The following is a 22,168-nucleotide window of genomic DNA, read 5'->3' as shown; positions in this document are numbered from 1 at the left end:
ACTCGGTCAGACCTCAGCGCGGCAGCTTGAGGTTGTTCCAGATTGCAAGGCTCGGCTCAGCCTGGTTAAGCGTATAGAAGTGCAGCCCGGGTGCGCCACCTTGCAGCAATTCTTCACACATGCTGCTGATGACCTGTTCGCCGAACGCCTGGATGCTCTTGACGTCGTCGCCGTAGGCTTCCAGTTGCTTGCGGATCCAGCGTGGGATCTCGGCACCGCACGCGTCGGAGAAACGTGCCAGCTTGCTGTAGTTGGTGATCGGCATGATGCCTGGCACGATCGGGATGTTCACACCCATGGCCCGCACGCGCTCGACGAAGTAGAAGTAGCTGTCGGCGTTGAAGAAGTACTGGGTGATCGCGCTGTCGGCGCCGGCGTTGGCCTTGCGCACGAAATTCTGCAGATCGTCTTCGAAGTTACGCGCCTGGGGGTGCATCTCCGGGTAAGCCGCCACTTCGATATGGAAGTGATCGCCGCTTTCTTCTCGGATGAAACTCACCAGGTCGTTGGCGTAGCGCAGCTCACCGCTGGCCATGCCCATGCCGGATGGCAGGTCGCCACGCAAGGCGACGATGCGCTTGATGCCGGCTTGCTGGTATTGGGTCAGCAGGCCGCGCAGGTCGGCCTTGCTGTCGCCCACGCACGACAAGTGCGGAGCGGCGGGAATGTTGGCTTCGCTTTCCAGCTGCAGCACGGTGTTGATCGTGCGGTCACGGGTCGAGCCGCCGGCGCCGTAGGTGCAGGAGAAGAAGTCAGGGTTGTAGCTGGCCAGTTGCTTGGCAACGGCCATCAGTTTTTCATGTCCAGCATCGGTCTTGGTCGGGAAGAACTCGAAGCTGTAGCGACGGTCTTGGGACATGTGAGGTCTCCAGCTGCAAGTTGCAAGCCTCAAGCTGCAAGAGGGCGGTCTGCCTGTTCTTGCAGCTTGAAGCTCGCAGCTGGTAGCTGCTTAAAGAGCAATGAAGTAGCAAGCCCTCGGCACAAGCGCATTTCTTGCCGCTTGCCGTTGAAAGCTTGCCGCTGCTTAGTAGCGGTAAGCGTGCGGCTTGAACGGACCTTCGACGGTCACACCGATGTAGTCGGCCTGGGTCTTGGTCAGTTGAGTCACGACGCCACCGAAGCCGCGGACCATTTCCAGGGCCACTTCTTCGTCGAGTTTCTTCGGCAGTACTTCCACGGTCAGGCGCTCGGCTTTCTGGGCAGGCGACAGGTCGGCGTATTTCTGGCCGAACAGGAAGATCTGGGCCAGAACCTGGTTGGCGAACGAGCCATCCATGATGCGGCTTGGGTGGCCGGTGGCGTTGCCCAGGTTAACCAGGCGGCCTTCAGCCAGCAGGATCAGGTAGTCATCGTTCTGCGGGTCGAAATCGCCAGCGCCGGTACGGTGAACCTTGTGTACCTGTGGCTTCACTTCTTCCCATGCCCAGTTCTTGCGCATGAAAGCAGTGTCGATTTCGTTGTCGAAGTGACCGATGTTGCACACCACGGCGCGCTTTTTCAGGGCCTTGAGCATGTTCGCATCGCAAACATTGACGTTACCGGTGGTGGTCACGATCAGGTCGATCTTGCCCAGCAGGGCTTTGTCGATGCTCGCTTCGGTGCCGTCGTTCTGGCCGTTGATGAACGGCGAAACCACTTCGAAACCGTCCATGCAGGCTTGCATGGCGCAGATCGGATCGACTTCGGACACCTTGACGATCATGCCTTCCTGACGCAGGGACTGGGACGAACCCTTGCCCACGTCACCGTAGCCGATCACCAGGGCTTGCTTGCCCGACAGCAGGTGGTCGGTGCCGCGCTTGATGGCATCGTTCAGGCTGTGACGGCAGCCGTACTTGTTGTCGTTCTTGCTCTTGGTCACCGAGTCGTTGACGTTGATGGCCGGGATTTTCAGCTCGCCCTTGGCCAGCATGTCCAGCAGGCGGTGTACGCCGGTGGTGGTTTCTTCGGTCACGCCGTGGACGCGGTCGAGGATCTGCGGGTACTTCTTGTGCAGCAGCTCGGTCAGGTCGCCGCCGTCGTCGAGGATCATGTTGGCGTCCCATGGCTTGCCATCCTTGAGGATGGTTTGCTCCAGGCACCACTCGTACTCTTCTTCGGTCTCGCCTTTCCAGGCGAACACGGCGATACCGGCAGCAGCGATAGCGGCAGCGGCCTGGTCTTGAGTCGAGAAGATGTTGCAGGACGACCAGCGTACTTCGGCACCCAGGGCAACCAGGGTTTCGATCAGCACGGCAGTCTGGATGGTCATGTGGATGCAGCCGAGGATCTTCGCGCCCTTGAGCGGTTGCTCAGCAGCGTACTTGCGACGCAGGCCCATCAGCGCAGGCATTTCGGATTCGGCGATAAAGGTTTCGCGACGGCCCCAGGCAGCGAGGGACATGTCGGCGACTTTGTAGTCGTTGAAATCTGCAGGCGTGTTTACAGCGCTCATGAAGAGCCTCCATTCGTAGTGTGCGAATGGGCGCCGTTGTGCGTTTAGTATCCAGCTGGCTAACCAGGCCGGACAACGCCCCATCCGAGCCTGACAGGTTGAACCTGCTGCAGCGCCCCTCGGACAGGTGGCGGGAGAACGGTAGTAGCCGTTCTGAAATCGGGGGCGATTATAGCTGTCTTTGTCCGGCTAGTGGCAAGCAACAAGCTACAAGCGGCAAGTAAGAGCGAATCGGCTACTACTTGCAGCTTGTCGCTTAAAACTTGAAGCTGGGGGCCACAACCCCATCGCCAAACATCTCAAACCTGGAGTCCCCATGAACTTCCACACCCGCAAATGGGTAAAACCCGAAGACCTCAACCCCAACGGCACTCTGTTCGGTGGCAGCCTGTTGCGCTGGATCGACGAAGAAGCGGCAATCTATGCGATTGTCCAGTTGGGCAACCAGCGCGTGGTAACCAAGTACATCTCCGAAATCAACTTCGTCAGTGCCTCGCGCCAGGGCGACATCATCGAGCTGGGCATCACCGCCACCGAATTCGGCCGCACCTCGATCACCCTGACCTGTGAAGTGCGCAACAAGATCACCCGTAAAAGCATCCTCACCGTCGAGAAAATGGTCTTCGTCAACCTCGGTGAAGATGGCCTGCCAGCGCCTCACGGCCGTACGGAAATCAAGTACGTCAAGGACCAGTTTCAAGAGGATGGCATCCAGGAGTAACTGCATGCCCACCGGTTTGGTTTCTGTTACCTGATTGTTCCGGTTGGATCTTTCCCAGGCGCTGTCATCACTCAGCACTACACCCCCCGCAGAGTGAGTCAGCGCATGAAAGTGCTCAATCCGGTCAACCCCGTTCAGTTTCCCTCGCCTGGAGATGTCAGTACCCGCGTCGATCACACCGCGAAGATGTTTCGGGTGGAGGGCGGCGGCACGCGCAATCTGATCCTCCAGCGCGATCCCCATGGGCGTGTGGAGGTGACATTGTCGCGGCCGCCCATCACGCATTTGGTGCTCAGCGGTGGTGGCGCCAAGGGGGTTGCCTTTTCGGGGGTGGTGCAGGCACTCGAGGACGCCCGGAAGCTGGAAGGCATCCAGGTGGTTTCCGGCTCATCCGCCGGTGCGATTTCTGCGGCATTGATTGCCAGTGGAATGAGTGCCGCAGCCTTCGATGGACTGTCGGACAACATCAGTCTGCCAACTTTGCTGAACAGCAAAGACCCTGTGACGGCCTGGTTGCAGGACGCCAGTTCGACACTGGGCAAATACCTCGGGTACTTGCCGGGCCCGGTCGGCAATATTTCCCAGTTGCTGATGACCCTGCTGCCGCGCCTGAAAACCGATGCCGCCCCGCTGGAGGACATGATCCGCGACGAGTCGCGCAAGGCGCTTCTTGGTCATATTGCCGACACTCCCAGAGAAACCCGGCCTGCCGAAGTCATGCGCATTGCTGACAAGCTCAGTGCTGGTGGGGCACCGACGTTTGCCGACCTTGAGGTGTTAAGCCGCAGTATTGCAGCGGTCAAGCAACTCAATATCACCGGCACGGGCATGTTTGGAGGGCGTCCACAGTTGGTAGTGTTCAACAGCAGTTTGACGCCAGACATGGATATTGCCCGCGCTGCGCATATTTCGGGTTCGTTGCCGGCACTGTTCAAAAGCCCTGTGGAACAGGGGCATGGCTTCCAGATGGCGACAGAAACCACGACCTTTCAGGACGGTGGCCTGATGCTCAATACGCCAGCGCCAGGCGTGGTGGACCGATTGTTTGCCGAGAGCCTCCTGAGCAAGCCCGAGTCGCTGATCATCAAATTCGAGCCTGACTCCGCCGAGGAGCCTGCCCAAAGTGGCAGTTTTTTCAGCAGCTTGGTCGACTGCATTACGGGAACGCCACATTCGGCTGCCGAGGCTTACCAGGATAATAGGCTCAAGGCATTTGCCGACCAGACGCTGGTGTCGCCACTGAATACTGAGCAGGGAGATTTTCGCGGCCTGTTCAACGGGACGGTCAACTTCACCATGAAGGATGAGCACAAGCAGCACCTGCAGGAAAGGACCCGTGAAACGGTGGCTGGGCACCTGCAGAATCTGGCCTCGACGAGGGAGTCTCACTCGTTCGGTTCGCTGGATGCGGCGGTGCTGGCGATGGATGATGAAACACTGGCCAGTGTGCAGACGGCGTTGCAGGCAGACAGCGCCGCAGCCAGTGTGCTGATGTTTCGAGAAGAAGCGAAACAGGCGTTGTGCGCGCTGGACCATGCGATTACAGAGGTCGATAAGTCGCATGATGGCTTGCTGTTCACACCGAAGCTGTCGTCGGCAGTGCGCAATCTGGAAGCACTTGCCCGAAGTCCCGAGCAATTGGAGTGGTTGGGACGGCGCTTGAATGACCCAGGCCAGCGAAATTTTCAGCGATTGCTGCAAGTGGCTGCTAGTCAGGGCTCCGGCGATGTACCGTCCACTTCCAGGGTCATGGCTTGCGCTGTTGCCGAAATGAAACGTCGCGATATTGCGGTGAGTGCCGAGAGCTTTACACGGGAGGTTATCTACCCGTCACTGTTCCGGCCTGGCCAGCCGGCATTCAATGTCGAACTGTTGCAGCGCGCGGCACGAGACTTGGCCAAGGCCACCACGCCGCAGGCGTTCAATCGTGTGCTTGATGATCTCAGCGAACATTACCAGGCGCGCAACACGCCATGGAGTATGTCTTCCAGTGACACTACTGTGGAGATGGCCAAGGCCTGGCGCAAACGGGTTTAGTTGCCTGGCCACTGAACAGCTACTGTGCCGGCATGTCGTAGCTACAGGCACCCCTCGGACTCTGGTACATCATGGCCACTCAAGCAGACGGCAAGACCCCCAACCTGTCGCAGGAAGAGCAACAGGACGTAGACAAGAACCAACCCCCGCGCGCGGCGGTGTTGCATGAAATCATCCGCACCCAGGGCGACCAGGAGCTGGAGCGCAGCGTCGCCGCCTTGTGGTGGTCGGCGCTGGCTGCCGGCCTGACCATGGGACTGTCGCTGATGGCGATGGGCTTGCTCAACTCGCGCCTGCCAGATGGCGAAGCCTTCAAGGTCATCGCCAGCTTCGGCTACTGCGCGGGCTTCCTCGCGGTGATCCTGGCGCGCCAGCAATTGTTCACCGAAAACACCCTGACTGCCGTGCTGCCGGTGATGAGCAAACCTACGCTGGGCAACGCGGGACGCCTGCTGCGCTTATGGACAGTCGTGCTGGTCGGCAACCTGTGCGGCACCCTGCTGGTGGCGTATGTGATGCTGCACCTGCCGATCTTCGATACCAAGACCGACCTGGCCTTCCTCGAAATCGGCCGCAAGATCATGGAAAACGACGCCGGCCAGATGTTTGCAAAAGGCATCGTTTCCGGTTGGATGATCGCGACCATGGTGTGGATGATCCCCTCCATGGAAAGCGCCAAGATGTGGATCATTATCCTGATCACTTACCTGATGGCCCTGGGGGACTTCACCCATATCGTCGTCGGTTCGGCCGAGGTTTCGTACCTGGTGTTTGCCGGCGAATTGCCGTGGAAAGATTTCTGGCTGGTGTTTGCCGGCCCGACCCTGGCCGGCAATATCATCGGCGGCAGCTTTATCTTTGCGTTGATCAGTCACACGCAGATCCGCAGTGAAAGCAGCTTGCCGGGAAAAACCGCTGCGGACCCGAGGCATCCGCAGCAGATCAACAAGGATCAGTGAGGCTCGGGCGTGGCTTGGGGCTCTTCCCGAGTCACGCGCTTGACCAGCCTGCCGATGCTCAACCCCTGCAACAGGATCGACGACAGCACCACGATGTAGGTGATGCTCAGCAGCAGGTCGCGCTCCGGGCCGAGCGGCAAGGCCAGTGCCAGCGCTACCGAAACCCCGCCGCGCAAGCCGCCCCAGGTCAGGATGCGGATGGTCCCGCGTGGCACCGTGCGCCAGCGGCGCAGCAGCAGGATCGCCGGAGCAACGGTCAGCAGGCGTGACAGCAGGATTGCCACGGCCAGAAGGCTGGCAGCGAAGACGTGCAGCCAGTTGAACGGCAACAGCAGCAGCTCCATGCCGATCAGCGCGAACAGCAGCGCGTTGAGCATGTCATCGAGCAGCTCCCAGAAGCCATCCAGATAGCGACGGGTCATGTCGTTCATCGCCAGCTTGCGCCCCAGGTTGCCGATGATCAGACCGGCCACCACCATCGCAATCGGCGCCGAGACGTGCAGTTCGGTGGCCATCGCCGAACCGCCGATGACCAGGGCCAGGGTCAGCATCACTTCGATCTGGTGCTGCTCGATGCTCTTGATCATCAGGTACACGAGGTAGCCGATCAGGCCACCGAACACCACGCCGCCAATCGCCTCATGGGCAAACAGCATCGCGGTAGCGCCTACGGTCGGCGTTTCGCCCAGCTGTGCAATACCCAGTAAAACCGTAAACACCACCACCGCCGTGCCGTCGTTGAACAGCGACTCGCCGACGATCGTGGTTTTCAGCGGTTTGGAGGCGTTCGCGGTACGCAGCACGCCCAAGACCGCAATCGGGTCGGTGGGTGAGATCAGCGCGCCGAACAGCAGGCAGTAGAGGAAGCTTACGTGCCAGCCAAACAGCGCGAAGATGTAGTACGCCAGGCTGCCGATCACCACGGTGGCAATCAACACGCCGAACGTTGCCAGCAGGCCGATGGGCCAGCGATAGCTGCGCAGGTCGTTGAGGTTGACGTGCAGGGCGCCGGCGAACAGCAGGAACGACAGCATCCAGTTCATCAGCAAATCGCCGAAGTCGATCTGGCCGATCAGTTGCTGGATACGTTCCTCCAGGCCCGGGTAGCCGAGCACGCTCAGGCCTTGCAGGATCAGCGAAAACAGCAGGGCCGTGACCATCACGCCGATGGTGGGTGGCAGGCCGATAAAACGGAAGTTCACATAGGTGAGCAGGGTGGTGAGGCAGATGAAGGCGGCGACAAGTTCAAGCATCCGGGGTCCTTGGAGGTTGGGTGGCAGTTCTTTGGTGCATGGGTGGACCGCAGGGCGGGCATGAGGTTGCACAGCGCGATAGAACCTTTCGGTGCGCGGCGTGCTCATAGCCGGTAAGTGCGGTTTGCTAGGTTTAGTGCTAAAACTCTAATTTCTGTTTAAAACTACAAAAGGAATCAGTGATGACGGTGGCTTTCTGGTGTGTGTTGATAGCGATTTTCCTGCCTTACCTGTGCACAGGGGTGGCCAAGTTCAGTGGCGGCAAATTCGGCCCGCGGCAGAATCATGATCCGCGCGCTTTCCTGGATACCCTCGACGGCTTCGCCAAGCGCGCCCACAACGCGCAGCTCAACAGCTTTGAGGTGACACCCGCCTTCGCGGCGGCGGTGATTATCGCCCACCTTGCCGGGACTGCGTCGTTGGTGACCATCAATGTGCTGGCGGTGCTGTTTATCACCAGTCGCCTGTTGTACATCATCTGCTACGTCGCCGACTGGGCAATGCTGCGTTCGCTGGTGTGGTTTGTAGGAATGGTATTGATCGCGAGCTTCTTCTTCGTCTCGATCTAAGGCGTAGCCCGGCCCTCTATTGTGGCCGGGCTTACTGTGGCAAGCGGGCTGCTGTGACAAGCGGGCCTACTGTGGCGAGCGGGCTTGCCCCGCGTTGGGGCGCGAAGCGGCCCCAATCGGCACACCGAGTTTTTTCAGAAGGAACTCGGTGCCTGTTGTCAGGGCTGCTTCGCACCCCAACGCGGGGCAAGCCCGCTCGCCACGAAAGCCCGCTCGCCACAGTAAGTCCGCTCCCCACGACAGGCCTTCTCCCCACGACAAGCCCGTTTCCACATTTGATCTTCAGTGTTCCTCAGGTACCCGAGGGTGCATCCGGCACGTGCGGCAACGCCGCGCCTTTGGGCCACAGCATCCAGATCTGGCCTTGCTGCTTCATATTCCCCGCCAACTCGCCTGCCGCATCACCCGTGCCCCAGAACAGATCCGCGCGCACTTCGCCGGTGATTGCACCGCCGGTGTCCTGTGCGGCGACGGGACGTGCCAATGCCGAGCCGTCGGGCGTGGTGGTCGACAGCCACAACAGGCTGCCCAGCGGGATCACCTTGCGATCCACCGCCACGCTGTAGCCTGCCGTCAGCGGCACGTTCAGCGAACCGCGTGGACCTTCATTGCTGTCGGGACGGGCGCTGAAGAACACGTAGCTGGGGTTGCTCGCGAGCAGTTCCGGGATTCGCTCCGGGTGCGCCTTGGCCCAAGCGCTGATGGCGCCCATGGTCACTTCTTCTTTCTTCAACTCGCCTTGCTCCACCAGCCAGCGGCCGATAGGACGATAGGGGTAGCCGTTCTGGTCGCCATAACCCACGCGCAGTTGGCGGCCGTCCTTGAGTTGAATGCGGCCTGAGCCCTGGATCTGCAGAAATTGCAGGTCCATCGGGTTGGTCAGCCAGGCAATCGGCTTGGCGCTGGAGCCTTGGCCGTTGATGGCGCTGGCATCGTCATAGGGCTTGAGCACGCGGCCTTCGAGGCGACCGCGCAGGCGCTTGCCCTTGAGTTCCGGATAGATGCTTTCCAGATTGACGATGATCAGGTCATCCGGCACGCCATACACGGGCACATGGGCGGTGGCAGTCTTGGTCAGGCTGCCGGGGTAGACCGGTTCGTAGTAGCCGGTGATCAGGCCATTGGGGGTGTCGTCGGCCGAGCGCAGGCCGAATACATCCAGGCGTTCTTTGAGAAAACCACGCACCGCCACGGCATTGCCCGGCACGGTGACCGCTGCGGCACAGGTCGCACCCCAGATCGGGTCGGCCTTGAGGCGTTGGCAGGCGCTGCGCCAGGCTTCAAAGCCGGCCAGCAGGTCGCTGTCGGACACCGCCGGCAGGGCTTCCCATGGCGCGCTCACGTAGGTGGCTACGGCATGGGGTTTGGCCACTTCCTCTGTTTTGTTGGCGTCTTTACCGCCATCACAGCCGGCCAGCAGTGCAGCAATCGGCAGAGCCCACGCCAGGCGACGGCTCCAGGTTTTCAGCACGACATTCATAAACGCAATTCCTGAAGCGATTGCCCGCGCTGTAGCGCAGCCGGGCAACCCTTATTATTAATAGGGCTATTGGTCTTTACGGGCGGGGCGAGGATACTGGCCGCCGTTTCCCGTGACCCTGAGCCATCATGACTTTTAAAAAACTGACGGTTGTATTGCTGGCCTGCGTGGCCTTGTCCGCCTGTGGCGGCGTCGATCCAAATTCCCCGCTGGGCCAGCGCAAGGCGATTTTCAAGCAGATGCTCAAGACCGGCGAGGACCTGGGCGGCATGTTGCGCGGGCGCATCCCGTTCGACGGCGCGAAGTTTGCCGAAGGCGCGGTCAAGCTTGATGCGTTGTCGCATGAACCGTGGAAGCACTTCCCGAGCGTGCGCGAAGAAGATCACACCAGTGCCAAGGACGACGTATGGCAACAACAGGCACGCTTCCAGGAACTGGCCCGCAACCTTGAAGCGGCCACCGGTGAACTGGTGGTCGCCAGCCAGGTCCAGCCGTATAAGGCCAGCAACCTTGGGCCTGCGGTGCAGAAAGTCGAAGATGCCTGCAGCGCCTGCCATAAGCAGTTTCGCGATCACTGACCGGCGTTATTCGTCGAGTTGTTCCACGGCGTCCTGCAGTTCTTTGCGCGACTGGGCGAGCTTGTCCTTACGCTTGTTGATTTTCTCGGCATCGCCCTTTTTCATCGCCTTGTCGAGGTCAGCCTGACGGCGGCTGACTTCGTGCTTGGCGTCGAGCACCTTGTTTTCGCGCTCCTTCCTCAAGGAGGCGTCGGTGCAGTTGGCAGTGACTTCGCTCAGGGCTTTTTCCAGGCCGGCCTGTTGCGCGCTGTTGCCATGCGCCTTGGCTTGTTCGATCTGGGCGCTGATGGCCTGGCGCTTGGCGGCGCAGCCGGTGAGGGGGGCAACTTCTTCGGCCGCCAGCAGTGGCGTGGCCATGCAGCTTGCGACAGTCAACAAGACAAAGGGGGCGAGAAATTTCATGTGGGACTCCAAAGTCGCAATCTGGCAGCAGGATGAATTCTGCCGCCGTTCAAAGGTGGCCAGGCCGGGTTCAAAACCCGTCTATCCCGGCCACGCGTAGTGTTTCAGCCAAAGCCTGTACGTGCGGATCGCGGAAAAAAGCGCTCAGTTGCGCTGCGCGACCCGGGCCGATGCCATCGGTGGCCTGCCAGGCCTGGGTGTCCTTGGCGGCCAGTGTCTGCCAGCCGCCTTCCAGGTTGTTGCGTGCCGCAGGCGGTATGCCCAGGGCCTTGAGCCATTGGGCGAAGGGCCGTTGCCGCGCGCTGTGCAGGCTGTCGAGCACCCGCGCGCGGCTGCGATCGCCGAAGCCATCAATGTTAGCAAGCTCTGCCGCGTCCAGGGTTAACCAATCGAGAAAGCCTGCGATTAGACCGGCCTGGATCAATATGTTCCAGGTTTCGCGGCCGATATGGGGCAAGGCCAGGCCTTGATCACCGCTGAGCCAGGTGAGCCGCGCCAGCAGTTGTTCCTCGCAGCCGGGGTCCAGCTGCCAGCAGCTCAAGGCGTGGAAGTCCAGAGGGTCCGGGACCGGCAGGTCGACCCGGGTGGCGTTGCGCAGGATCACTTGGTCCAACCGTGGGATGATCTGGCCCGCCAGGCTGATGGCGACCTGATCGCCAGGGCGGATGTCCAGTGCTTGCCAGCGTTTCAGCGAGCCGACGTTGACACGGCTGATCTGCCGGTCATCCAGTCGCACGGGTTCGAGTTCGAGCATCGGGGTGATGCGCCCGGTACGGCCGATCTTGAACCGCACGTTGCGCACCAGCGCCAGGGCCTTGGCCGCCGGGTACTTCCAGGCGACCGCCCAGTACGGCGTGCTGGCCTGCCAGCGCTCGGCGGGTGCGCGCTGCGCCTGGTGCAGCACCACGCCATCACTGGCGAAGGGCAGGGGATGGTTGTACCAATAGGCGCGCCAGTGTGCGGCGTGGGTAATGTCCTGGATGGGCTGGCTGTAGCGCTGGCTGTCGGTGAAACCCCAGCGTGCCAGGCTGGCCAGGCGCTCGTTGAACGCGGCCGGGCCGTCGGGCCAGGCCCAGATGAACACGCCGATGCCGGCGGCTTCGATGTCGCTCAAGTGTTTGCGGTTCATCAGCCCAGCCACTTTGCTGCGGGCATTGAGCCCGCCATGTGCCGACTGCACGTGGTCGTCGAGGCGCCAGTAGAGTTCGCCTTGCAGCACCAGGTCGAGGGGCTCCGGTAACTGCTGGACAATGGCGGGGATCTTGCGCGCCGAGGCTGACCAGTCCTGGCCGAGCAGACCATCGCCACGGCTGATGACCCGGCTCAGCCGACCCTGGCGGTACACCAATGTCACCGCCACGCCATCGACCTTGGGTTGTATCCACACCTCCTGGCGCGTGCCGAGCCAGGTGCCGACTGCCTGTTCATCCAGCAGTTTTGCCAGGCCGGTATGGGCGACCGGGTGAGCCAGGGTGCCGCGTGCGCTGGCCAGTGGGTTGTCGGGCTTTGCCGTGGGTTGGGGGAAACATTCGCGCCATTGCGCGAGGCGTTGGCGAGCCTGGTCGTAGAGCTCATCGCTGACGGGGGAATGGCCGAGCCGGTGATAGCTGTCATCCCACTGGCGGATCTGTTCGGCCAGGGTGCCGAGTTGGGTCCGGGCTTCAGCCGGGCAGCCGTCAGCCCAGGCTGAAAAGGTCAGCGTGCTGAGCAGCAGCGCAATCAGTAAGCGCGTCATGAGCATTCCTTGCTCGTAAAGGGCGCCCAGCCTAAGTGATCCAGACAGGCACAAAAAAGCCCCGGCAGTGCGGGGCTTTTTACCGGGTGTTTCCAGTTACTTGAACAGACCGCCCAAGGCTTTCACGGCGTCATTCTTATCAGCCTTGGCCTCCTGGGTTTGCTGCTTGGCGTCGGCCTTGGCCTGGGTTTCAGCAAGTTTGTTACAGCCTTTGTTGATCTGCTCCTGCGCCGCTTTGAAGGCCTTCACTTTCAGGTTGTCTTTCTGGGCTTCGGCTGCATCGATCTTGGCTTGCAGGTCCGCGGATTGCTTCTGGCAGTCGCCGGAGTTGCCGCCACCCAGTTGGGACGTCAGCGCGCCACTCAGTGCGCTCAGGTCGGCGGATTGGGCCGGCAGGGCGAACAGGCTGAGCAGAAGGGCGGCAGGGGCGAGCGTGGAGATGCGCATGAAAAACCTCAATGTTCGATTGCCTGCGCGCTGATCGATCCCGGGCTGGCGCAGGGCAATATCCAAATAAGGTAGAGGGCCCGAGAGGGCGCGGATTCTAGAGGGCCATTATTTGGCCTGCAAGCTTTGGATCCAAAAAATGTGAGGGTGATCCCGCACGCAATAAAAAAGCCCCGCCGGGGGTAAACCCGGCGAGGCTTTATATGCCGTGAGCGATTACAGGCCGGCGGCGGTGCGCAGGTCGTCGGCGCGATCGGTCTTTTCCCAGGTGAAGGTGGTGAAGGTGTCGTCGCCGACAGTCTTCTGCGCAGGGGTACGACCGAAGTGGCCGTAGGCTGCGGTTTCCTGGTACATCGGGTGCAGCAGGTCGAGCATGGTGGTGATCGCGTAAGGGCGCAGGTCGAAGATCTCGCGCACCAGCTTGACGATCTTGTCGTCGCTGATCTTGCCGGTACCGAAGGTATTCAGCGAGATCGACGTAGGCTGGGCCACGCCGATGGCGTAGGACACCTGGATCTCGCAGCGCTCGGCCAGGCCCGCGGCGACAATGTTCTTGGCCACGTAGCGACCGGCGTAGGCTGCCGAACGGTCAACCTTGGATGGGTCTTTGCCGGAGAACGCGCCACCGCCGTGACGGGCCATGCCGCCGTAGCTGTCGACGATGATCTTGCGACCGGTCAGGCCGCAGTCGCCCACCGGGCCACCAATGATGAACTGGCCAGTCGGGTTGATGTGGAACTGGGTGTCCTTGGACAGCAGTTCGGCCGGCAGTACGTGCTTGACGATCAGCTCCATCACGCCTTCACGCAGATCAGCGTAGGAAACGTCCGGGTTGTGCTGGGTCGACAGTACAACGGCGTCGATGCCGACGACTTTGCCGCCTTCGTAGCGGCAGGTCACCTGGGACTTGGCGTCCGGGCGCAGCCAAGGCAGCAGGCCGTTCTTGCGGGCTTCAGCCTGGCGTTGCACCAGCTGGTGCGAGAAGGTGATCGGCGCTGGCATCAGCACGTCGGTTTCGTTGCTGGCGTAGCCGAACATCAGGCCCTGGTCGCCGGCGCCCTGATCTTCAGGCTTGGCACGGTCGACACCCTGGTTGATGTCAGGCGATTGCTTGCCGATGATGTTCATCACGCCGCAGGTCGCGCCGTCGAAGCCGACGTCGGAGCTGGTGTAGCCGATGTCGGTGATCACATCACGAACGATCTGCTCCAGGTCAACCCAGGCGGTAGTCGTTACTTCGCCAGCGATGATCGCTACACCGGTTTTCACCAGGGTCTCGCACGCCACACGGGCGAACTTGTCTTCAGCAATGATGGCGTCCAGCACCGCATCAGAAATCTGGTCGGCGATTTTGTCCGGATGCCCTTCAGACACGGACTCGGAGGTGAAAAGGGAGTATTCGCTCATCTCGATGTTTTCCTGAAATTTACCGATGGTGAGTGTCGCCAGCCGGCCGCTGGAAATGGCGGACCTGGATCTGGAAACCATTACGTAAACCTACATAGAGGCTTTCCCCGGGAACGAGTCCCGCAGCGGTGGCCCAACGGGCCAGATCGTCCTGTTCAAAACCCAACCAGAGATCACCGCAGGCCTCCCTGGCCCAATTCTGGTTGTGGCTGCATAAATCTGTGACCAGCAGGCTACCGCCGGGTTGCAGCAACTTCGCCATCTGCTTGAGGGCGTCTGCGGGGGCAGCGAAATGGTGCAGCACCATATTCAGCACCACGCAGTCGGCCTGCAGACTGTTGTGATTGAGCGCATCCGCCAACTGCAGGCGCACGTTGCCCAATGCTTCACGCTCGCACAGCTGGCGCGCCAGTTCGAGCATGGCCGGGCTGTTGTCCAGCGCCGTGACCTGCTGGAAACGCCGCGCCAGTTCTGGCAGGAAACCGCCATCGCCAGGGCCCACTTCGAGTGCCGTGGCTTCATCACTGAAGCTCAGCTTGTCCAGCAGCGCCAGTACGCTGTCGCGGTATTGCGGCAAACCTGCGATCAGGTCCTGCTGGGCGCGAAACTTCTCGGCAACCCGGGTGAAAAAATCCTGGCTGGCGGCGGCGCGCTGACCATGGACCTGACCGATGCGCGACTGCACGTCGCTGGGCAGGGCCAGGCTGTCGACTTCTTCGAGCAGGGCGGCGTGCAGCTTGCCGCCGAGCAACTCGGTGTGGGGCAGGGCGCGACGGTAGAAAATCGCATTGCCTTCGCGGCGGGTGGCTACCAGGTCGGCCTGGGCCAGTACCTTCAAATGGTGGCTCATGCCGGACTGGCCGATGGCGAAGATCTGCGCCAATTCCAGTACGCCGAACGAATCGTTGGCCAGTGCGCGCAATACGTTCAGGCGCAACGGGTCGCCAGCGGCCTTGCACAAGGCTGCCAGGTCATCGCCGTCGTCAGGACGCAGGGAAGGCACGGGTAGATTCATAAGGCCAGCAGTCTAGTGACGAGGTGAAGACCTCGCAAGGCCAATATCAAAAAGTTTTGATATTGAACGATAAGTGGCAGTTATAAGCAGCCGCTATAACCTTTAGACGAACCGGTCGGTCTTTTCTGCAAGCGATTGCCGCGCAAACCACAGGAAAAACACCCACAAGTGACTATCTGTCATTGCCCGCAGGCGGTGGCTGAGGGAAAATGCCGGTCCTTTTTTCCGTTTCTTTTATTCAAACCCCAGGAGATCAGCGATGCCCAGCCGTCGTGAGCGTGCCAACGCCATTCGTGCCCTCAGCATGGATGCCGTGCAAAAAGCCAACAGCGGCCATCCCGGTGCCCCAATGGGCATGGCGGATATCGCCGAGGTACTTTGGCGTGACTACCTGAAACACAATCCGAGCAACCCGTCGTTCGCCGACCGTGACCGCTTCGTGCTGTCCAACGGCCACGGCTCGATGCTGATCTATTCGCTGCTGCACCTGACCGGCTACGACGTCACCATCGATGACCTCAAGAGCTTCCGCCAGCTGCACAGCCGTACCCCGGGCCACCCGGAATTCGGCTACACCCCAGGCGTCGAGACCACCACCGGTCCCCTGGGCCAAGGCCTGGCCAACGCTGTTGGTTTCGCGCTGGCCGAAAAAGTCCTGGGCGCGCAGTTCAACCGCCCTGGCCACAACATCGTCGACCACCACACCTACGTGTTCCTGGGTGATGGCTGCATGATGGAAGGCATTTCCCACGAAGTCGCGTCCCTCGCCGGCACCCTGGGCCTGGGCAAGCTGATCGCCTTCTACGATGACAACGGCATCTCCATCGACGGCGAAGTCGAAGGCTGGTTCACCGATGACACGCCCAAGCGTTTCGAAGCCTACAACTGGCAGGTGATCCGCAACGTGGATGGCCACGATCCGGAAGAGATCAAGACCGCCATCGACACCGCGCGCAAGAGCGAGCAACCCACCCTGATCTGCTGCAAGACCACCATCGGTTTCGGCTCGCCGAACAAGCAGGGTAAAGAAGACTGCCACGGCGCCCCACTGGGTGACGCGGAAATCGCCCTGACCCGCGAAGCGCTGAAGTGGAACCACGGCCCGTTCGAAATCCCGGCCGACATCTACGCCGAGTGGAGCGCCAAGGAAAAAGGCCTGGCGACCGAAGCCGAGTGGGACCAGCGTTTCGCGGCCTACTCCGCCGAATTCCCTGAGTTGGCCAACGAACTGGTACGCCGCCTGGCCGGTGACCTGCCTGCGGACTTCTCGGAAAAAGCCTCGGCCTACATCGCCGAAGTCGCGGCCAAGGGCGAGACCATCGCCAGCCGTAAAGCCAGCCAGAACACCCTGAACGCCTTTGGCCCGCTGCTGCCTGAGATCCTCGGCGGCTCGGCTGACCTGGCCGGTTCCAACCTGACCCTGTGGAAAGGCTGCAAAGGTGTCTCGGCCGAAGACGCCAGCGGCAACTACATGTACTACGGCGTACGCGAGTTCGGCATGAGCGCCATCATGAACGGCGTGTCCCTGCACGGCGGCCTGGTGCCTTACGGCGCGACCTTCCTGATGTTCATGGAATATGCGCGCAACGCCGTGCGCATGGCCGCACTGATGAAGAAGCGCGTGATCCACGTGTACACCCACGACTCCATCGGCCTGGGCGAAGACGGCCCGACGCACCAGCCGGTCGAGCAGTTGACCAGCCTGCGCACCACGCCGAACCTGGACACCTGGCGTCCAGCCGACGCGGTCGAATCCGCAGTGGCCTGGAAACACGCGATCGAGCGTAAGGACGGCCCTTCGGCGCTGATCTTCTCGCGTCAGAACCTGCAGCACCAGGCGCGTACAGACGCGCAGATCGCCGACATCAGCCGTGGCGGTTATGTGCTCAAGGACTGCGTCGGCGAGCCGGAGCTGATCCTGATCTCCACCGGTTCCGAAGTCGGCCTGACCGTCCAGGCCTACGACAAGCTGACCGAGCAAGGCCGCAACGTGCGCGTTGTGTCCATGCCGTGCACCAGCGTGTTCGAAGCCCAGGACGCCGGCTACAAGCAATCGGTATTGCCACTGCAGGTCAGCGCACGTATCGCCATCGAAGCGGCTCACGCCGACTACTGGTACAAGTACGTGGGCCTGGAAGGCCGCGTGATCGGCATGACCACCTACGGTGAGTCGGCGCCGGCGCCAGCGTTGTTCGAAGAGTTCGGCTTCACCCTGGAAAATATCCTGGGCCAGGCTGAAGAGCTGCTGGAAGACTAAGGCTGTAGATTGAGGTGGCTGTACTGACGCCTTCGCGAGCAAGCCCGCTCCCACATTAGATCGGGTTCACATGGTTGCAATTGTGAACCCATTCCAAATGTGGGAGCGGGCTTGCTCGCGAAGGCAGTCTGGTAGACACCCCATTACCCAAGGTAATCGAGAACCCCATGCCCCAACCGCGTCCTTACAAAGTTGCACTCAACGGCTACGGCCGCATTGGTCGTTGCGTCTTGCGTGCTCTGTTCGAGCGAGGGGCGGCGGCCGGGTTTGAGATTGTTGCTATCAACGATTTGGCCGACATGGCCAGCATCGAATACCTGACACGCTTTGACTCCACTCACGGCCGCTTCCCCGGCGAAGTGCGTGTGGAAGGCGATTGTCTGCATATCAATGGCGACTGCGTAAAAGTATTACGCAGTGCCACCCCCGAGGGCATCGACTGGGCGGCGCTGGGCGTCGACCTGGTGTTGGAATGCTCCGGTGCCTACCACACCCGTGCCGATGGCCAGCGTTTCCTCGACGCCGGCGCACCGCGTGTGCTGTTTTCCCAGCCGATGGCCAGCGAGGCGGATGTCGACGCCACCATCGTCTACGGCATCAACCAGGATTGCCTGACCGGCACTGAGTTGTTGGTCTCCAACGCGTCCTGCACCACCAATTGCAGCGTGCCGCTGTTGCGTCTGCTGGATCAGGCGATTGGCCTGGATTACGTGTCGATCACCACGATTCACTCGGCGATGAACGACCAGCCGGTGATCGATGCCTATCACCACGAAGACCTGCGTCGCACGCGCTCGGCGTTCCAGTCAGTGATTCCGGTGTCCACCGGCCTGGCTCGCGGTATCGAGCGACTGCTGCCGGAACTTGCCGGGCGAATTCAGGCCAAAGCCGTACGGGTGCCGACGGTGAACGTGTCCTGCCTGGACATCACCATGCAAACCGTCAGCGATACCGACGCGACGGAGGTCAACCGGATCCTGCGCGACGCCGCCACCAGCGGCCCGCTCAAAGGCCTGCTGGCCTACACCGAGTTGCCCCACGCCAGTTGTGATTTCAACCATGACCCGCATTCGGCCATTGTCGATGCCAGCCAGACCCGCGTTTCCGGCCCGAGGCTGGTGAACATCCTGGCCTGGTTCGACAACGAATGGGGCTTTGCCAACCGAATGCTGGATGTTGCGGAACATTATCTGCACATCGCCTCTAAACAACCTCAACAGTAATTCAGGAACTGCGACCCATGACCGTGTTGAAGATGACCGACCTCGATCTGCAAGGTAAGCGCGTACTGATTCGCGAAGACCTCAACGTCCCAGTCAAGGACGGTGTTGTCACCAGCGATGCGCGAATCCTGGCCTCGCTGCCGACCATCAAGCTGGCCCTGGAAAAAGGCGCGGCCGTGATGGTCTGCTCGCACCTGGGTCGTCCGACCGAAGGTGAGTTCTCCGCCGAGAACAGCCTCAAGCCGGTAGCCGACTACCTGAGCAAGGCCCTGGGGCGCGACGTGCCACTGGTCGCTGATTACCTGGGTGGCGTCGACGTGAAGGCCGGCGACATCGTGCTGTTCGAAAACGTGCGCTTCAACAAAGGCGAGAAAAAGAACAGCGACGAACTGGCCCAGCAATACGCTGCGCTGTGCGACGTGTTCGTGATGGACGCCTTCGGCACCGCCCACCGCGCCGAAGGTTCGACCCACGGCGTGGCCAAGTTCGCCAAGGTCGCCGCGGCTGGCCCACTGCTGGCCGCTGAACTGGATGCATTGGGCAAGGCCCTGGGCGCGCCGGCACAGCCAATGGCCGCCATCGTGGCCGGCTCCAAGGTCTCGACCAAGCTGGACGTGCTCAACAGCCTCAGCCAGATCTGCAACCAGTTGATCGTCGGCGGCGGCATTGCCAACACTTTCCTGGCCGCCGCCGGCCATCCGGTAGGCAAGTCGCTGTACGAGCCGGACCTGCTCGACACCGCCCGCGCCATCGCCGCCAAAGTCAGCGTGCCATTGCCGGTCGACGTGGTCGTGGCCAAGGAATTCGCTGAAAGCGCCGAAGCTACCGTCAAGCTGATTGCTGATGTGGCTGCCGACGACATGATCCTGGATATCGGCCCACAAACCGCGGCCAACTTCGCTGAACTGCTGAAAGCCTCGCAGACCATTCTGTGGAACGGCCCGGTCGGCGTGTTCGAGTTCGACCAGTTCGGCAACGGCACCAAAGTGCTGGCCAAGGCCATTGCCGAAAGCTCGGCGTTCTCCATTGCCGGTGGTGGCGACACCCTGGCCGCCATCGATAAATATGGCGTTGCTGACCAGATCTCCTACATTTCTACCGGTGGCGGCGCGTTCCTCGAGTTCGTCGAAGGCAAAGTCCTGCCGGCCGTTGAAGTGCTGGAAACCCGAGCCAAAGGCTGAGGCTCGTGATCCGGAAAAGGAGTATTCCCATGATCAAGCCGTTGGCATTGATGATCGCGGCGGGCCTGTTGGCCGGCTGCGGCAGCACGCCAAGCACTGTGCCGGAGGCGGATAAGTCTGCCCCGGCGCAGAAAAAGAGCTGTTATCAGGCGGACTGGCAGGCCGAGACCATGCCGGTGATCAACAAGCGCATCGGCAACGAGCGGCTGGAGAAATACGACGCCGCGCCCAACGGTCAGGAACAGGGTTGCCCTTGACGGGTCAGATCAACTAACCGACAGCAATGACGGCGCTTTGGGCCGTCGTTCGAGGATTGGCAATGAAAGGCGTTTTCGCCCTGGCAGCCCTGGCCCTTCTGGCCGGTTGCAGCAGCATGAACATGTTCAACAAGGCAGAGCCTGCCGATAAATGGACCACTTGGATTTGCGACAGCAAGGCCGAAGTGAACTGGCGCTTTGCCAACCAGGCCCGCAACGAGGTGGATGTTCGCCTCGGTGGTTCGGACCAGGTTTATCGCCTTAAACAGGACGTTGCCGCCTCGGGCGTGCTTTATAGCAACGACCAGTTGGCGTTCCACACAAAAGGTGAGGAAGGCCTGGTTTACTGGGTCGCCACTGATGATTTGATCGGGCGCGGCTGCAAGGCCCAATAGTGAGATCACTGAAGATCAAATGTGGGAACTGGCTTGCCCGCGAAAGCGGTGTTTCCGATTGGAATTTGAGTCCAGCTCATCAGCAATAACGATTCAGCCGGTCAGATGCACTCACCCTGACCTGCAATAACTTGAATAGCAGCCGCCGCTACGGCAGGCTTGCACGATTAACGACCCTCGACCGGGAGAGACAACACAATGGCACTTATCAGCATGCGTCAAATGCTGGACCACGCAGCCGAGTTCGGCTACGGCGTCCCAGCCTTTAACGTCAACAACCTTGAGCAGATGCGCGCCATCATGGAAGCCGCTGACAAGACAGACTCCCCGGTGATCGTCCAGGCTTCGGCCGGTGCGCGCAAATACGCGGGTGCCCCGTTCCTGCGTCACCTGATCCTCGCCGCGATCGAAGAATTCCCGCATATCCCGGTGTGCATGCACCAGGACCACGGCACCAGCCCGGACGTGTGCCAGCGTTCCATCCAGCTGGGCTTCAGCTCGGTGATGATGGACGGCTCCCTCGGTGAAGACGGCAAGACCCCAACCGACTACGAATACAACGTACGCGTCACCCAACAAACCGTGGCCATGGCTCACGCCTGCGGCGTTTCGGTTGAAGGCGAGCTGGGCTGCCTGGGTTCCCTGGAAACCGGCATGGCCGGTGAAGAAGACGGCATCGGCGCCGAAGGCGTGCTGGATCACAGCCAGATGCTGACTGACCCGGAAGAAGCCGCCGACTTCGTCAAGAAGACCCAGGTTGATGCCCTGGCCATCGCCATCGGCACCAGCCACGGCGCCTACAAGTTCACCAAGCCGCCGACCGGCGACGTGCTGGCCATCGACCGCATCAAGGAAATCCACAAGCGCATCCCTAACACCCACCTGGTGATGCACGGCTCTTCCTCGGTTCCGCAAGAGTGGCTGGCGATCATCAACCAGTACGGCGGTGACATCAAAGAAACCTACGGCGTACCGGTTGAAGAAATCGTCGAAGGCATCAAGTACGGCGTGCGCAAGGTCAACATCGACACCGACCTGCGCCTGGCCTCCACCGGTGCGATGCGTCGCCTGATGGCCACCAACCCGAGCGAATTTGACCCACGCAAATTCTTCGGCGCTACCGTGACTGCGATGCGTGATGTGTGTATCGCTCGCTACGAAGCGTTCGGCACCGCCGGTAACGCTTCGAAGATCAAGCCGATCTCGTTGGAAGCGATGTACCAGCGATATTTGAAAGGTGAGTTGAACGCTAAGGTGAACTGAGCCTCAGGCGTTTAAAAAGAAGCCCGCAGCGATGCGGGCTTTTTTGTTTATGGAATTTGATCAGGCGACGGTGGAGCTGTCGAAACCCCGGTGTTCAATCACCCGGAATACATCGCTCACGTCCTGGACGAGAATACGTGCGGTATTGGCCACGTTATTCAGATCACGCTCGGCGAAGTCCGGCAGGCTGGAGCAGGCGATCAGGTTGAGGTGTTCAAGGGCGGCGTTGAGGCGTTCACGCAGGCAGGCGTGAAGGTCGAGCAGTGGGGCGTTGCTGTCGATCAGGAGCACGGGGTAATCGGTGGCGGTTTCCGTGCAAGGGGTGAAGCGGCGGGGTGGTAGTTGATCGTTCATGGCAAATATTCCTCGTATCTAAAAAGGACTACCGCCGTTCGCTGCGAAACGAAAGGGTGGTAGCTGTGTGCGGGTTCGCAGACCGAGGATACGAGGAACCCGGCAGACCCGAAGGTCTCCCACACACAGCCACCATAAAGTGAACGCCGGACGCAGAAGCGCTCGTCGTTGCATTCATGATGCTTGGTTGCACACGTATCG

At 60.9% G+C, this 22,168-nt stretch carries 21 protein-coding genes and 1 riboswitch; of the genes, 11 read left to right on the top strand and 10 right to left on the bottom strand.

What is annotated here, in order from left to right:
• Positions 1-13 precede the first annotated feature (13 nt).
• Positions 14-859 carry a methylenetetrahydrofolate reductase [NAD(P)H] gene (gene metF / locus AC07SI_RS21210; protein ID WP_065904866.1) on the bottom strand — a complete coding sequence of 282 codons (846 nt, stop codon included), beginning with the start codon at positions 857-859 and terminating at the stop codon, positions 14-16.
• A gap of 165 nt (positions 860-1,024) precedes the next feature.
• Positions 1,025-2,434: an adenosylhomocysteinase gene (ahcY, locus tag AC07SI_RS21205; protein WP_010207176.1), complete on the bottom strand. Its 1,410-nt coding sequence runs from the start codon at positions 2,432-2,434 to the stop codon at positions 1,025-1,027.
• 21 nt (positions 2,435-2,455) lie between these two features.
• A riboswitch (S-adenosyl-L-homocysteine riboswitch) is annotated at positions 2,456-2,561 on the bottom strand.
• A 189-nt stretch (positions 2,562-2,750) separates the two neighbouring features.
• Between ahcY and AC07SI_RS21200 the strand changes: the two genes are divergently transcribed.
• The 3 genes from AC07SI_RS21200 (at position 2,751) to AC07SI_RS21190 (ending at position 6,151) form a co-directional block, all read left to right on the top strand.
• Positions 2,751-3,155 carry an acyl-CoA thioesterase gene (locus AC07SI_RS21200; RefSeq protein ID WP_065904864.1) on the top strand — a complete coding sequence of 135 codons (405 nt, stop codon included), beginning with the start codon at positions 2,751-2,753 and terminating at the stop codon, positions 3,153-3,155.
• Positions 3,156-3,260: 105 nt separating this feature from the next.
• Complete coding sequence (locus AC07SI_RS21195) at positions 3,261-5,192, top strand: patatin-like phospholipase family protein (protein ID WP_495006450.1); 1,932 nt, start codon at positions 3,261-3,263, stop codon at positions 5,190-5,192.
• A 71-nt stretch (positions 5,193-5,263) separates the two neighbouring features.
• Positions 5,264-6,151, top strand: a complete 888-nt coding sequence (locus tag AC07SI_RS21190; protein WP_495006449.1) for a formate/nitrite transporter family protein — start codon at positions 5,264-5,266, stop codon at positions 6,149-6,151.
• On the opposite strand, the gene AC07SI_RS21185 is transcribed toward AC07SI_RS21190, so the two are convergent.
• The gene (locus AC07SI_RS21185) at positions 6,145-7,404 is read right to left on the bottom strand and encodes a cation:proton antiporter (protein WP_495006448.1); all 1,260 of its coding nucleotides are present in this window, start codon (positions 7,402-7,404) and stop codon (positions 6,145-6,147) included. The genes AC07SI_RS21190 and AC07SI_RS21185 overlap by 7 nt on opposite strands.
• A gap of 182 nt (positions 7,405-7,586) precedes the next feature.
• Between AC07SI_RS21185 and AC07SI_RS21180 the strand changes: the two genes are divergently transcribed.
• Positions 7,587-7,973 (top strand): MAPEG family protein, encoded by a 387-nt coding sequence (locus tag AC07SI_RS21180; RefSeq protein WP_065904857.1) that lies wholly within the window; start codon positions 7,587-7,589, stop codon positions 7,971-7,973.
• Positions 7,974-8,265: 292 nt separating this feature from the next.
• Here the strand turns inward: AC07SI_RS21180 and mltA are convergent, their stop codons facing one another.
• Positions 8,266-9,453 (bottom strand): murein transglycosylase A, encoded by a 1,188-nt coding sequence (gene mltA / locus AC07SI_RS21175; RefSeq protein ID WP_495006447.1) that lies wholly within the window; start codon positions 9,451-9,453, stop codon positions 8,266-8,268.
• A 128-nt stretch (positions 9,454-9,581) separates the two neighbouring features.
• On the opposite strand from mltA, the gene AC07SI_RS21170 reads away from it, so the two are divergent.
• Positions 9,582-10,031, top strand: coding sequence for a c-type cytochrome (locus AC07SI_RS21170; protein WP_065904855.1), 450 nt, complete (start codon positions 9,582-9,584; stop codon positions 10,029-10,031).
• Between the two features lie 6 nt (positions 10,032-10,037).
• On the opposite strand, the gene AC07SI_RS21165 is transcribed toward AC07SI_RS21170, so the two are convergent.
• The 5 genes from AC07SI_RS21165 to AC07SI_RS21145 all read right to left on the bottom strand — a co-directional run bounded on the left by AC07SI_RS21165 (position 10,038) and on the right by AC07SI_RS21145 (position 15,037).
• Positions 10,038-10,433, bottom strand: coding sequence for a DUF1090 domain-containing protein (locus AC07SI_RS21165; protein ID WP_065904854.1), 396 nt, complete (start codon positions 10,431-10,433; stop codon positions 10,038-10,040).
• Positions 10,434-10,503: 70 nt separating this feature from the next.
• Positions 10,504-12,168, bottom strand: a complete 1,665-nt coding sequence (gene ligB / locus AC07SI_RS21160) for an NAD-dependent DNA ligase LigB (RefSeq protein ID WP_495006446.1) — start codon at positions 12,166-12,168, stop codon at positions 10,504-10,506.
• Positions 12,169-12,264: 96 nt separating this feature from the next.
• Complete coding sequence (locus AC07SI_RS21155; protein ID WP_065904850.1) at positions 12,265-12,615, bottom strand: hypothetical protein; 351 nt, start codon at positions 12,613-12,615, stop codon at positions 12,265-12,267.
• Positions 12,616-12,831: 216 nt separating this feature from the next.
• A complete protein-coding gene (metK, locus tag AC07SI_RS21150) occupies positions 12,832-14,022 on the bottom strand; it encodes a methionine adenosyltransferase (protein WP_495006445.1) in 1,191 nt (396 codons plus the stop codon).
• A gap of 19 nt (positions 14,023-14,041) precedes the next feature.
• Positions 14,042-15,037 carry an ArsR/SmtB family transcription factor gene (locus tag AC07SI_RS21145; protein WP_065904848.1) on the bottom strand — a complete coding sequence of 332 codons (996 nt, stop codon included), beginning with the start codon at positions 15,035-15,037 and terminating at the stop codon, positions 14,042-14,044.
• A gap of 259 nt (positions 15,038-15,296) precedes the next feature.
• Here AC07SI_RS21145 and tkt point away from each other — a divergent pair, with 259 nt between their 5' ends.
• The 6 genes from tkt to fba all read left to right on the top strand — a co-directional run bounded on the left by tkt (position 15,297) and on the right by fba (position 21,613).
• Positions 15,297-17,294 (top strand): transketolase, encoded by a 1,998-nt coding sequence (gene tkt / locus AC07SI_RS21140; RefSeq protein ID WP_106802419.1) that lies wholly within the window; start codon positions 15,297-15,299, stop codon positions 17,292-17,294.
• A gap of 167 nt (positions 17,295-17,461) precedes the next feature.
• Positions 17,462-18,517, top strand: a complete 1,056-nt coding sequence (epd, locus tag AC07SI_RS21135; RefSeq protein ID WP_106802420.1) for an erythrose-4-phosphate dehydrogenase — start codon at positions 17,462-17,464, stop codon at positions 18,515-18,517.
• A gap of 17 nt (positions 18,518-18,534) precedes the next feature.
• Positions 18,535-19,698 (top strand): phosphoglycerate kinase, encoded by a 1,164-nt coding sequence (locus AC07SI_RS21130; RefSeq protein ID WP_025857657.1) that lies wholly within the window; start codon positions 18,535-18,537, stop codon positions 19,696-19,698.
• 29 nt (positions 19,699-19,727) lie between these two features.
• A complete protein-coding gene (locus tag AC07SI_RS21125) occupies positions 19,728-19,955 on the top strand; it encodes a hypothetical protein (RefSeq protein WP_495006444.1) in 228 nt (75 codons plus the stop codon).
• Between the two features lie 62 nt (positions 19,956-20,017).
• Positions 20,018-20,350: an MliC family protein gene (locus tag AC07SI_RS21120; protein ID WP_106802423.1), complete on the top strand. Its 333-nt coding sequence runs from the start codon at positions 20,018-20,020 to the stop codon at positions 20,348-20,350.
• A 198-nt stretch (positions 20,351-20,548) separates the two neighbouring features.
• Complete coding sequence (fba, locus tag AC07SI_RS21115; protein WP_003177554.1) at positions 20,549-21,613, top strand: class II fructose-bisphosphate aldolase; 1,065 nt, start codon at positions 20,549-20,551, stop codon at positions 21,611-21,613.
• Positions 21,614-21,673: 60 nt separating this feature from the next.
• Here fba and AC07SI_RS21110 read toward each other — a convergent pair whose 3' ends face one another.
• Entirely contained in the window at positions 21,674-21,967 is a 294-nt protein-coding gene (locus tag AC07SI_RS21110) for a fructose-bisphosphate aldolase (protein WP_223015466.1), read from the bottom strand.
• Positions 21,968-22,168 lie beyond the last annotated feature (201 nt).

The sequence above is a fragment of the Pseudomonas sp. GW821-FHT05D12 genome (genome assembly GCF_059419825.1).
This window is presented reverse-complemented; position numbering and strand designations above follow the sequence as displayed.

Bases quoted from the DNA above. Each gene is read 5' to 3' on its own strand.
- AC07SI_RS21185 (WP_495006448.1), bottom strand. From the start codon at position 7,404: ATGCTTGAACTTGTCGCCGCCTTCATCTGCCTCACCACCCTGCTCACC.
- AC07SI_RS21200 (WP_065904864.1), top strand. From the start codon at position 2,751: ATGAACTTCCACACCCGCAAATGGGTAAAACCCGAAGACCTCAACCCC.
- ahcY (WP_010207176.1), bottom strand. From the start codon at position 2,434: ATGAGCGCTGTAAACACGCCTGCAGATTTCAACGACTACAAAGTCGCC.
- fba (WP_003177554.1), top strand. From the start codon at position 20,549: ATGGCACTTATCAGCATGCGTCAAATGCTGGACCACGCAGCCGAGTTC.
- metK (WP_495006445.1), bottom strand. From the start codon at position 14,022: ATGAGCGAATACTCCCTTTTCACCTCCGAGTCCGTGTCTGAAGGGCAT.
- AC07SI_RS21110 (WP_223015466.1), bottom strand. From the start codon at position 21,967: ATGAACGATCAACTACCACCCCGCCGCTTCACCCCTTGCACGGAAACC.
- AC07SI_RS21145 (WP_065904848.1), bottom strand. From the start codon at position 15,037: ATGAATCTACCCGTGCCTTCCCTGCGTCCTGACGACGGCGATGACCTG.
- AC07SI_RS21155 (WP_065904850.1), bottom strand. From the start codon at position 12,615: ATGCGCATCTCCACGCTCGCCCCTGCCGCCCTTCTGCTCAGCCTGTTC.
- metF (WP_065904866.1), bottom strand. From the start codon at position 859: ATGTCCCAAGACCGTCGCTACAGCTTCGAGTTCTTCCCGACCAAGACC.
- AC07SI_RS21165 (WP_065904854.1), bottom strand. From the start codon at position 10,433: ATGAAATTTCTCGCCCCCTTTGTCTTGTTGACTGTCGCAAGCTGCATG.
- AC07SI_RS21120 (WP_106802423.1), top strand. From the start codon at position 20,018: ATGAAAGGCGTTTTCGCCCTGGCAGCCCTGGCCCTTCTGGCCGGTTGC.
- AC07SI_RS21195 (WP_495006450.1), top strand. From the start codon at position 3,261: ATGAAAGTGCTCAATCCGGTCAACCCCGTTCAGTTTCCCTCGCCTGGA.
- ligB (WP_495006446.1), bottom strand. From the start codon at position 12,168: ATGACGCGCTTACTGATTGCGCTGCTGCTCAGCACGCTGACCTTTTCA.
- AC07SI_RS21180 (WP_065904857.1), top strand. From the start codon at position 7,587: ATGACGGTGGCTTTCTGGTGTGTGTTGATAGCGATTTTCCTGCCTTAC.
- AC07SI_RS21190 (WP_495006449.1), top strand. From the start codon at position 5,264: ATGGCCACTCAAGCAGACGGCAAGACCCCCAACCTGTCGCAGGAAGAG.
- AC07SI_RS21170 (WP_065904855.1), top strand. From the start codon at position 9,582: ATGACTTTTAAAAAACTGACGGTTGTATTGCTGGCCTGCGTGGCCTTG.
- mltA (WP_495006447.1), bottom strand. From the start codon at position 9,453: ATGAATGTCGTGCTGAAAACCTGGAGCCGTCGCCTGGCGTGGGCTCTG.
- AC07SI_RS21130 (WP_025857657.1), top strand. From the start codon at position 18,535: ATGACCGTGTTGAAGATGACCGACCTCGATCTGCAAGGTAAGCGCGTA.
- epd (WP_106802420.1), top strand. From the start codon at position 17,462: ATGCCCCAACCGCGTCCTTACAAAGTTGCACTCAACGGCTACGGCCGC.
- AC07SI_RS21125 (WP_495006444.1), top strand. From the start codon at position 19,728: ATGATCAAGCCGTTGGCATTGATGATCGCGGCGGGCCTGTTGGCCGGC.
- tkt (WP_106802419.1), top strand. From the start codon at position 15,297: ATGCCCAGCCGTCGTGAGCGTGCCAACGCCATTCGTGCCCTCAGCATG.